Annotated in this window: 9 protein-coding genes and 1 pseudogene; 7 read left to right on the top strand and 3 right to left on the bottom strand. The window is 68.9% G+C overall.

The window, feature by feature from the left end; translation table 11 throughout:
- The first annotated feature begins 47 nt into the window (after positions 1 to 47).
- The 4 genes from KBZ04_RS09690 to KBZ04_RS09675 all read left to right on the top strand — a co-directional run bounded on the left by KBZ04_RS09690 (position 48) and on the right by KBZ04_RS09675 (position 3,803).
- The gene (locus KBZ04_RS09690; RefSeq protein ID WP_254991737.1) at positions 48 to 968 is read left to right on the top strand and encodes an NAD(P)H-dependent glycerol-3-phosphate dehydrogenase; all 921 of its coding nucleotides are present in this window, start codon (positions 48 to 50) and stop codon (positions 966 to 968) included.
- Between the two features lie 115 nt (positions 969 to 1,083).
- Positions 1,084 to 2,133 (top strand): SpoIID/LytB domain-containing protein, encoded by a 1,050-nt coding sequence (locus tag KBZ04_RS09685; RefSeq protein WP_254991736.1) that lies wholly within the window; start codon positions 1,084 to 1,086, stop codon positions 2,131 to 2,133.
- On the top strand, positions 2,123 to 2,953 hold the full coding sequence (locus KBZ04_RS09680; RefSeq protein WP_254991735.1) for a DUF4922 domain-containing protein: 831 nt from the start codon (positions 2,123 to 2,125) through the stop codon (positions 2,951 to 2,953). The genes KBZ04_RS09685 and KBZ04_RS09680 overlap by 11 nt, the downstream gene beginning before the upstream one ends.
- A gap of 91 nt (positions 2,954 to 3,044) precedes the next feature.
- Positions 3,045 to 3,803 (top strand): sigma-70 family RNA polymerase sigma factor, encoded by a 759-nt coding sequence (locus tag KBZ04_RS09675; RefSeq protein ID WP_254991734.1) that lies wholly within the window; start codon positions 3,045 to 3,047, stop codon positions 3,801 to 3,803.
- Here the strand turns inward: KBZ04_RS09675 and KBZ04_RS09670 are convergent.
- Positions 3,751 to 3,942, bottom strand: coding sequence for a sigma factor SigF (locus KBZ04_RS09670; RefSeq protein WP_254991733.1), 192 nt, complete (start codon positions 3,940 to 3,942; stop codon positions 3,751 to 3,753). The two genes, KBZ04_RS09675 and KBZ04_RS09670, sit on opposite strands and share 53 nt — an antisense overlap.
- 200 nt (positions 3,943 to 4,142) lie before the next feature.
- Here KBZ04_RS09670 and KBZ04_RS09665 point away from each other — a divergent pair, with 200 nt between their 5' ends.
- Both KBZ04_RS09665 and KBZ04_RS09660 read left to right on the top strand, forming a co-directional pair.
- Entirely contained in the window at positions 4,143 to 5,756 is a 1,614-nt protein-coding gene (locus tag KBZ04_RS09665; protein WP_254991732.1) for a DUF3370 family protein, read from the top strand.
- A 45-nt stretch (positions 5,757 to 5,801) separates the two neighbouring features.
- Positions 5,802 to 6,839, top strand: coding sequence for a J domain-containing protein (locus tag KBZ04_RS09660; protein WP_254991731.1), 1,038 nt, complete (start codon positions 5,802 to 5,804; stop codon positions 6,837 to 6,839).
- Between the two features lie 940 nt (positions 6,840 to 7,779).
- Here KBZ04_RS09660 and KBZ04_RS09655 read toward each other — a convergent pair.
- Positions 7,780 to 8,274, bottom strand: a complete 495-nt coding sequence (locus KBZ04_RS09655; protein WP_254963128.1) for an allophycocyanin subunit alpha-B — start codon at positions 8,272 to 8,274, stop codon at positions 7,780 to 7,782.
- A 122-nt stretch (positions 8,275 to 8,396) separates the two neighbouring features.
- On the opposite strand from KBZ04_RS09655, the gene rlmD reads away from it, so the two are divergent.
- Positions 8,397 to 9,767 (top strand): 23S rRNA (uracil(1939)-C(5))-methyltransferase RlmD, encoded by a 1,371-nt coding sequence (gene rlmD, locus KBZ04_RS09650; protein WP_254991730.1) that lies wholly within the window; start codon positions 8,397 to 8,399, stop codon positions 9,765 to 9,767.
- Here the strand turns inward: rlmD and KBZ04_RS09645 are convergent.
- A pseudogene (locus tag KBZ04_RS09645) lies at positions 9,764 to 10,462 on the bottom strand (phenylalanine--tRNA ligase subunit beta); the annotation flags it as partial. The gene rlmD and the pseudogene KBZ04_RS09645 sit on opposite strands and share 4 nt — an antisense overlap.

Here is a 10,462-nt window from a genome sequence, read left to right as displayed (position 1 = left end):
GCGCATGATGGCAAGGCCATCAAGGGAACCGACCCTCGCGTAGGTCCATGAGTCTGCGCATCACGGTGCTGGGTCGGGGTGCCTGGGGCGGCACGTTGCTGCGGCTCTGGGAGCGCCAGGGCCACCGTCTCAGCAGTTGGTCACGGCGGGATGGGGGAGATCCGACCACCGTTCTCAAGGACTGCGACCTTGTGGTGGTGGCCGTGTCCATGGTAGGCGTGGCCCCCCTGGCCAGCCAGCTGCAGGAACGCTGGCCGGTGGATCTCCCCCTGCTGAGCTGCAGCAAGGGCATCGATCTGGACACGCTCTGCACCGCCAGCCAGTTGTGGCGCCGCCATCTCCCCGACGTGCCGCTGGCGGTGCTGAGCGGCCCGAACCTGGCTGATGAACTGGAGCGGGGGTTGCCGGCGGCCAGCGTGTTGAGCAGCCAGGATCAGGGCCTGGCCCGACAGCTGCAGGACCAGCTGCGGGCACCCCATTTCCGCCTGTACACCAACGCCGATCCCATCGGCACCGAGGCGGCCGGGGCCCTCAAGAACGTCATCGCCCTGGCGGCCGGCATCAGTGATGGTCTGGGCCTGGGCGCCAATGCCAAGGCCTCCCTGCTCTGCCGCGGTCTGGCGGAGATGTCCGTGGTCCTGCAGGCCCTCGGGGGCCAGCCCAGCACCCTGTACGGGCTGGCGGGCCTGGGGGACCTGCTGGCCACGGCCAACAGCAGCCTGAGCCGCAACTACCGCTTCGGCACCCTGCTGGCCGAGGGCTGTGACGAGATCACCGCCCTGGCCAGGATCGGCGCCACCGTGGAGGGAACCCGCACCGCCCGGGCCACCCTGGCCCTGGCTGAGCGCGAGGGGTGGCAGCTGCCGATCTGCGGCCAGGTGGTGCGGCTGCTGGCGGGTCGGGTGGAGGCCCGCCAGGCGGTGCAGGAGCTGATGCAGCGGGATCTCAAGCCGGAAGCGGCCCCCTGAGCGCGGACCTGGGCATGCCCCGGCCATGGGTGCAATGCCGCGACCGTCCTGCGTCGGAGGGCTCAAAGGCCACGTTTTCCGGCATGATCCGGCTACTCCCCTGTGGAACCTTTCCGTGCGCCGGCACTTCACGGCCGCCATCGCCGTTCTCCGTGCCAGTGGCCGGCGGCTGCTTCAGGGTTGCCGGCGCCACCCCATCCTGCTGACCGCTCCCCTTGCGGTCGCGGCGGTGGGTGCAGGCTTTGCCGCCCAGGACCTGCTACCAGCCCCCCGCTCCAGTGCGCAGCCGGATCTGCTCGAGGCCCTCATCGCCCAGCCCCGGGAGGTCTCGCCGTCGGCCGCCAGTGCGGCGGAATCCCCTGACAAGGACCTCCTGGCCGCGACGTCGCTGCGGGCGCAGCGCACCAGCCTGAGCCATCCCGACCCGTCCCTTGTGGAACCGGAGGCTGGGCCAGAGGTGCCGCTCGAGATCCGCGTCGCCCTGCTGGGGGCCTCCGCCTCCCCCCAGCTCGGCGCCAGTGGCTACTGGCGACTCGTTGATCGTGACGGGCGAGCGGTGCAGGATGGCGGCCCCGACACCGCCCCTGATCTGGGTACCGCCCTTGCGGGACGGGCCGAGGTGTGGATGGAGACCGGTTCGGGCCACAACCTGCTGGTGGATGGCCGGCCCTATGAGGGCCGGTTGAGGGTGCTGGGCGGCTCCCGGGGCCTGCAGCTGGTCAACCACCTCTCCCTGGAGCGCTACATCAGCTCGGTGGTGGGGGCCGAGATGCCCAGCAGCTGGCACATGGAGGCCCTCAAGGCCCAGGCGGTGGCGGCCCGCTCCTATGCCATGGCCCACATGGCCAGGCCGGCCAGCGCCCACTGGCATCTGGGCGACACCACCCGCTGGCAGGCCTACCGGGGCCTGGGCAGTGTCAACCCCCGCACCCGCCAGGCCACCGCCAGCACCTCGGGCGTGATCCTGAGCTACCAGGGGGGGATCGTCGAGAGCCTGTACGCGGCCACCACGCGGATCACCCAGGAGGCCCATGGCCATCTGGGCGCCAGCATGAGCCAGCACGGCGCCCAGGATCTGGCGGAGCAGGGCCTGCGCTACAACGAGATTCTTGGGCGCTACTACCAGGGCGCCTCCCTGGCCCGTCTGCAGGCCGGTGCGAGCTGAACGCCATTGGCAGCGAGCCAGGGAGGTGTCGGAGCGGGCCCGCCTGGGGGGTGCGCTGGTGCCCCTGGAGACGCGCCTGCTGGACATTCCAGGCGCTGAGCCCTTCGTCGTCCGCCAGCTCCTCTCCTCCACGCCCCGTCACCTGCGCCAGGGGGGACCGCGCCCCAACCCCTTTCTGCCCTGGGACAGGCCCCTGGAGGTGGACCTGCTGGGGCCCGGCCACGTGCTCCTGCTCAACAAGTACCCGGTCCAGGAGGCTCACCTGCTCGTGATCACCCGCGACTGGCGGCCCCAGGGCGGCTGGATCGAGTCCCCGGACTGGCAGGCGGTCCGCCAGGTGAGCCAGGACACCGGCGGGTTGTGGTTCTTCAACAGCGGTGCCCGCTCCGGGGCCAGCCAGCCCCATCGGCACCTGCAGTTGCTGCCGCGCCGGCAGGGAGAAGCCAGCTGCCCTTTGGCCCCGCTGATTCTGGCCCAGCTGGCGGGGACCGAACCGTCCTGGAGCTGGGACTACCGCCTCAGCCGGCGCACCGATCCCCACGGCGGATCCGACCTGGAGGAGCTCTACCTCGCCCATGCCGGCGCGCTTGGCCTCGGGGATCCCCGCCGCGACAGCGAGCCCCTGCACCCCTACAACCTGCTGTTCGACGACCAGTGGTTCCTGAGCGTGCGCCGGGTGCGGGAGCATGGCGCCGGCTTCAGCATCAACGCCCTGGGCTTCGCGGGGTTTCTGCTCAGCACCGAGGGCTCCGACAGGGGATGGCTGGCGACCCATGGACCCTGGTCCCTGCTGGCCCACGTGGCCGCCCCCCGGGTCTGAGCCAGCAAGTTCCGTGGTTTCACGGTTGCGGCATTCGGCACGCCTGCCCCTCTCTGGAAAGGAGACCAGCCCAGGCCCAACCGTCCAGACCATGACCCCATCCCCCAGCCACCAGACCCAGTCCTCCCCCGCCGGCCGCAATCGCCGCGTCGAGCAGTACCGGGCCTTGGTCCGACCCCTCGCCCTGCACTACGCCCGCTGCAGCCGGGAATCCTTCGACGATCTGCTCCAAGTGGGCCTGATGGGGTTGATCCGGGCCGCCGAGCTCTACAGCGAAGACCGTCACACCCCGTTCGAGGCCTTCGCCAGGCCCCACATCCGGGGGGCGATCCTCCACTACCTGCGGGATGCCGCCCCCCTGGTACGGCTGCCGAGGCGGCAGGCGGAACTGCAGGAGCGGTTCAACCGGCTGCAGCACCACCCCCTGCTCCAGACCGATCCCGGGCAGGGGGTCATGGTCCTGAGCCGTACCCTTGGGGTCACCCCCTCGGAATGGCACCGACTGGAGGTGCAGCGCCTGCTGACAAGGCCGGCCAACCTTGATGATCCATCCCTGGCCGAGTCGGTGGCGGTCCATACCACCGTTGAGCCCTGCGGTCTGGAGTCAGCCGGTGCCTCGGTGGCCACCATGCTGGCCCTGCTGGAGCCCCGCCAGCGGCTGGTGGTGCGCCAGGTGGTATTGGCGGGCTGGAGCTATCGACGCCTGGGCCGCCAGATGGAGGTGAGCCCGATGACGGTGAAACGGCTGCTGCACAAGGGGCTGGAGCAGCTGCGCCAGCACCTGGAGGCCGGCGGCTTCAGCCCTGGTGGTCGGCCTGATCGCGGTGCATCTGCCGTTCCAGGGTGCTGATGGCGGCGTTCAGGGCGGCCAGCTGACGTTCGATGCCGTCCCGCCAGAAACTCATCATGCGCAGCTTGCGTTCCTGATACCGCCGCAGGGCACCGTTTCCGGACTCCGAGCCGGAGCAGGTCCCGAAGGGAGGAATCATGACAAAATCTGCAGAGTGGGACCGTTCTAGCGAGCCCGCCGTTCCATCCGGGGCTCCCCAGGCGCAAGCACCCCCCAGTGACTGGGCCGGTCGCTTCCCGCCTTACCCTCCCCTGGTACCCACACCATCAAGCCTGTCGCAATTTGAGATCGGTCTCTCCCATTGGTCCCATCGGTGTCTGGCTGACGCTGGGTCTGGGCATGGCACTCCTGCAGCACCCCCAGCCGGCCCACGCCTACGTGGCCCTGATGGCCGGCCAGAAGGCACGACCTCTGAACGGCACCTTCAACAACGTGCCGGTGCTGCACTCCAACCAGCCCGAGGAAGTGGAGGGGCCGGGCATCCTGATCAGCACGACACCTGGATATGCCTACGCCAGTGAAACGGGCCAGGCCCTTCGCTATGCCGAATACACCTTCAACGGTGAGTTCGGCATGCATCTTCACCACAAATACTTTCCGCCCAATCGCCGCTCCATCTCCCGTTCCGACCGTCGGGCCGAGCTCACCCTGGCGGCCATCCTGATCAATCCGGGCGTACGTCCGGTGCACATCCGTTTCTCCAAGGGAGCGGTGCGCAACAGCTTCGAGGCTCCCTACCTGGCCAACAACCTGATGGGGGTGAAACCCCTGGGGCCAAGGCCCTGGAACACCGGCCCCGGTGATGCCACCGCGGTCCAGATGCTGCGCGGCAGGCTCGACAACCGACTGGCCAATGAGATCACGATTCCGGCCCGCAGTCGGATAGTTCTGTTCCAGACCGATCTGCCGGCCCTGGGCATCGCCAACGCCCTGCTGCGGGGGCGCAGTGATGGGCCTTTCCAGATCGCCGTGGTGGCCGCCAAGACCCCCGACTCCGATCGCGACGTGCTCGCTGTCCTGGATGAGGGTCGGCTGGCACCGGGCCGGGTCTATCTGAGCCGCATCAATGACATCCACAACCGGCGCATCTTCTCCCGGGTCGGTGGTGTGGCCCTCGGCGATGCGTACCAGGCCACCATCACCCACGACCTGAACATGAAGGGGCCGTTGCATGTGCCGTTCACCAGCACCGACAGGCACCATTTCGGCACCCGCGATGTGCAGGTCAATGCCCTTGCCAGCCGCATGGTCGACTCCTCCCTTGACAACGTCGGCACCTACGGGGTGCGGTTCGATGTCGACATGAACCTCAAGGGGAATGGGCCCTACGAGCTGGTGATGAGCCACCCCACCCTGATCGGCGGACAGCCCTTCACGGCCTTCCGCGGCTCGATCCAGATCCAGACAGCTGCCGGTCTGCGGGAGGTGCATGTGGGACTTCGCTCCGGCCAGAGCCTGTCCCTGGGCCAGATCGATCTGGTGCCCGGGGCCGTGAACCCTGTGCGGGTGAGCCTGGTCTACCCGGCCGATGCCACCCCGGGCCACCTGCTGAGTGTGGTGAGTGCCAGCCAGCTCGCCCTCGTTCAGGAGCGCGAGCGGCAGCTGGACCTGGCCCGGGCCAGCGCCACCACCCGGCCAACCCCGCCGCCTGTTGCCCCTCCGTCGGTGACCATCGCCCCCCAACCCGGGCCGATCACACCGATGCCGAGGGCTGGCACCGGACCGCTGCTGCCGCCGCCCCAGATCCTGCGGCCGGCGCCGGCTCCCGGTTGGCTGAACCCACCGCCACCACCACCAGCCTCTTCCAACCGCAGCGTTCTGGCCCCCTCACCCCTGGTGTCCCCGATGCGCAGCCGCTCGGGATCCGCCGGTACGGGGGGGACGCTGGTGGACCGCTATCGCGATGCGGTGGAGGCCCAGCAACAGTTCCTGCGGGACCAACGGGGACCCTGATCCGAAGCCCCATGCCAGCGAACCCAGCGCCGATGGATGGCTGCCGTGGCTGAACAATCGAACGAGGCCAGACAGCGGATCAGCCTTGACCTCAACCGCGAACTGGTGACCCACCTCGATGGTCTGCGGCGGGAGTGGGGCCTCCGCAGCCGGGGCGATGTGCTGGAGAGGCTGCTCGACGATCTGTTCGGCACCGACGAGGAAGAGGATGGTGATGGGCTCTCGCCCCCGTCGGGAGAGGTCGTGGGTCACAGGGAGGACGACCACGGCTTCGACGAGCAGGGCGCCCTGGTGCTGGTGGGTCGCGGGGCCATGGACACCCTCCAGGCGGAATTCGAATGGGAGGCCCCGACGGAGGATCCTCCCCGGCCGGCATCCGGTGGCGGGGGCATCGACCTGCCTGGCTTTGTGCGTCGCCGCTCCGACGTCATCAAGCGCAGCCTGCGGTCGCCGTCTCCGGCCCGTGCCGCGTCGTTACCGCTGAGTCCCCTGCCGCCCCTTGGCGGCGAATTGGTGCAACAGGCCCTGGAAGAAGCCGGCAACCATTGGCGCGCCCTCTACGGCTCGCCGGCCAACGAGGCGGTGCTGGAGGCGGCGATGGTGTGGCTGGCCCAGGACATCTGGCCCCAGTCGGATCAGAGCGATGGCCGCACCTTCACCTGGTCGGCCGCCTGCCAGGTGATGCAGCCCTTTGCCCCTGGCTGGAGTGACGGGCCACCGACCTTCGAGCGGGTGATGGTCACCGCCGGTGTGCTGGAAGACCCCTTCAGCGGCCAGACCCTCACCCTGCGCATTCCGACGTTGATCCGTCGCTTCGTGCACCGTTTCCGTCGCCGTCGCCGCGGCACCTCCTTCCAGACCCTGGAGCACACCATGACCCTTCACGGCGCACTGCGGCTGCTGCAGCTGCCCACCGACCCCGGCCAGCGGCTCACCCTGGCCCAGATCCGGGAGGCCTACCGGGACATGGCCCAGAGCCACCATCCCGACGCCGGGGGATCCCTCGAGGCGATGCGCCGGCTCAATGAGGCCTACCAGCTGCTGAAGGAGCTGTACCGACAGGGAGCGTCTGCGGACCGCTGACGCTCCAGACCATGTGGGCCAACCACCCGGGCTTCTGTCTCATGCGACACATCCTAGTCTTGATAAAGGTCTGACAGCAAGACCAGTCCAAGACCATTGAGAGCGATCACTCGCGAGCTGCACTGACCATCCAGTCCCATCGAACAGAGCTGGGACTAGCAATGGGTCCAGTCTCGAGACGCAGACACGTTCTCTGATACAGCGATTTTTCATCGATTTGACTTGTCGCGGGTGAAGTCCTCAGCTCCATCGCCTGACTAACCGTTGGAATGGCGCGATGAGGACTTGCCATGCCGATCCATCGTTGTCCACGAATTGGACAGCATCCGGGACAGGAGTCTCAGACTGGGTTCCCAAGCTTTGCGTATCTGTCTTTGACACAGATACGCGGCTTCAGCCGAGCTGGGTGTCGGCCGCCGCGACCGGAATCCGCTCAAAGGGCCCCAGGGGGAGGAGCATCCACGGGAGTGGTGGCGCAAAGGGTCTTCCATGGCCAGTGACAAGTATCTCTCCTGTCGTGGCTGGGTTCCAGAAGTGGACCCACCTCTGGACCCAGCCGGGACCAATGCGCTGACTCAAGTGGGCCAGCCGTCGTCGCCGCGCGACCGGGCGACCACTCCGCCCGATCGGAATGTTGAACGGTCCCAGGGAGTACCAGGCAAAGGACCGCCAAAGGGTTCGCAGGTACACAGCCCTGGTCTCATCTCAGGACCTGTCGCTGGTCCCAGCTGAGACATCTGGCACTGCTCCAGTCGCTTCACATGGAGGCTCCACGGCCACCACGATGAGCCGAACGCAACCTCGGATGCAGCCATGAAAAATCCCCGTCACAAGCGTGACGGGGAGAACGGCCCATACATGCTGGAGGCATTGAGCAGGTGTCTCAGCCTAGACTTAATACGGGTCCAGGGAGGAGACTGGACTGAGACGAATGATCGGATCAGGTGGAGGTCTGCAGGCCCTGGATCAGGTAGTCAAAGTACGGACCGGCCAGGGTGGCCTCCTCGCCGCCCAGCAGCACCAGGGCCGCCTCCTTGAGGGTGCGCATCGCCTCCACCATGCCCGGCAGGGGCACACCCAGGCTGTTGTACATCTCCCGGGCGCCCACCACACCGATCTGCTGGATCAGCTCGGTGCTGCCGGCCAGGATTCCGTAGGTGACCAGCCGCAGATACCAGCTGTAGTCACGCAGGCACTGGGCCCGTTGCTTCTGCCCGAAGGCATTGCCGCCGGGGGCCACGTAGTCCGGCTTGCGCAGGAACAGCTGCTTGGAGGCCTCGGCGATGATCTTCTTCTCGTTGTCGGTCAGCACTCGGACGACGCTGAGCCGGCGGGCTCCCCCACTGAGGAACTCCACCATCGCGCGCAGCTCGCCGCCCGTGGGATAGCGGAGCTGATCATCGGCCTGGAGGATCAGATCGCGAACGACGCTCATAGCAGCGACCACAGTCCGGCGAATCCTATCGAGATCAGGCCCCCAGCCCGGTCTTCGGGCGCAAGGTGTAACGCCCCTTTGCACGACCCCCGATAGGGTCGCAGCAGTGGTGCGGATCGCACATGGCCTCGGTGGGCGAAAAGCTGCAGTTGGAGATCACGGATCTGGGCCATGACGGCCAGGGGGTGGGGCGCCACGACGGCCAGGTGGTGTTCGTCAGCGGCGCCTTACCCGGTGACACGGTGCAGGTGCGCCTCCAGGCCATGGCCCGGCGCCACCTGGTGGGGCAGCTGCAACGCGTGATCACGCCCTCTCCCCAGCGCCGGCGCGCCCCCTGCATCCTCGCCGACAACTGCGGCGGCTGCAGCCTGCAACCCCTCGAGGACGCCGCCGAGGCGGAGTGGAAGCAGCGCAGCCTGGAGCAGACCCTGCAGCGCATCGGCGGCCTGAGCGCACCGGTGCGGCCCCTGCTGGCGGCCGACCCCACCCTCGGGTATCGCAACCGGGCCCTGGTTCCGCTGGAGCGCAGTGCCGACGGCACCCTGCGGGCCGGCTACTACCGGCGCGGGTCCCATCGGATCGTCAACATGGCCCGCTGCCCGGTGCTCGACCCCCGCATCGACGCCATGATCGCGCCGCTCAAGGCCGATCTGGAGGCCAGCGACTGGCCGATCGACCGCCACGGCGGCGACCCCGACGCGGACGAGACCCCGGGCCTGCGCCATCTCGGCCTGCGGGTCGGCGTGGGCACCGGCGAGCTGCTCCTCACCCTGATCAGCAGCCATGACGACCTGCCCGGCCTTGAGGACCTGGCCGACGCCTGGCGGCAGCGCTGGCCCGAGCTGGTGGGCGTCTGCCTCAACCTCCAACCCATGCCCACCAATCGGCTGATGGGGGACGAGACCCGGGCGATCCGCGGCCGGGACTGGCTGAACGAAAGCTTCTCCGGCCTGCGCTTCCGCATCGCCGCCGACACCTTCTTCCAGGTCAACACCCGCCAGGCCGAAAGGCTGGTGCCCCACCTGATGGAGGCCCTTGGCCCCGGGCCGGGCGATGCCTCCCTGCTGGACGCCTACTGCGGCATCGGCACCTACAGCCTGCCCCTGGCCGCCGCCGGCTGGCACGTGACCGGGCTGGAACTGCATCCCCGCGCCGTGGCCATGGCCCGGCTCAACGCCGCCGCCAATGAACTGGAGGGTCGGGCGCAATTTGAGCAGGCCGACGTGCCCCTGGTGCTGGAGGAGCGGCTGCAGGGCATGCAGGCCCTGGTGCTGGATCCACCCCGCAAGGGGCTGAGCCCGGCCGCGACGGCAGCGATCCTGGCGGCTCCACCCAGCCGCATCGCCTACGTGAGCTGCGATCCGGCCGCCCTGGCCCGCGACCTGGCCCAGCTGTGTGCCTCCGGTGTCTACCGGCTGAACTGGGTGCAGCCCATCGACTTCTTCCCCAACACCAGCCATGTGGAGGCCCTGGCGGCCCTGGAACGCCGCTAGCGCCGCTGCTCGGCGCCGAACTGTCGCTCCAGGGCTTCGCGCACCCGGCCATGGGCCGCTTCCACCTCCTCGTCGGTGAGGGTGCGGACGCTGTCGCGGTAGCGCAACCGGAAGGCCTGGCTGCAGCGGCCCGCCTCCAGCTGGGCGCCTTCGTAGCGATCAACCAGTTCGGCCTGCTCCAGCAGCGGCTTGCCCGCCTTGCGGATCGCCGCCAGCAGGGCGGCAGCGCTGGTGTCGGTGGGAACGACAAGGGCCAGGTCGCGCTCCGAGGCCGGCACGGTGGCGAAGGGGCGGAAGGCCGGCTGCCAGCAGTTGCGGCGGGTGCCGGCGCTGAGCAGGGGCTCCAGCTCCAGCTGGAAGACGTAGGTGGCCGCGGGCAGGTCGAGGGCGTCGGCCTCGGCCGGGTGGAGCTGGCCGAACCAGCCGGCGGGCTTGCCCTCCACCACCAGCTGGGCGGCACGGCCTGGGTGCAGCAGGGGGGCATCGGTCAGGGGGCGGTCCTCCAGGGGCAGGCGCAGCGGTTCCAGACCGGCCTGCAGCACGCCGCGGGCCTGGAAATAGTCGGGAGGGGCGGGCTTGCCGGAACTGCGCCAGCGTTCGGCGCGGCGCTCCCCGGCGATCACCCCCACCAGCAGGGTGCGTTCCCCATGGCGCTCCTCACCGCTGGCTGCGCCGCCGGGGAACACGCGGCCGAT

The sequence above is a fragment of the Cyanobium sp. N5-Cardenillas genome (assembly GCF_024345515.1).
Classification (GTDB): Bacteria; Cyanobacteriota; Cyanobacteriia; order PCC-6307; family Cyanobiaceae; genus Cyanobium.
This window is presented reverse-complemented; position numbering and strand designations above follow the sequence as displayed.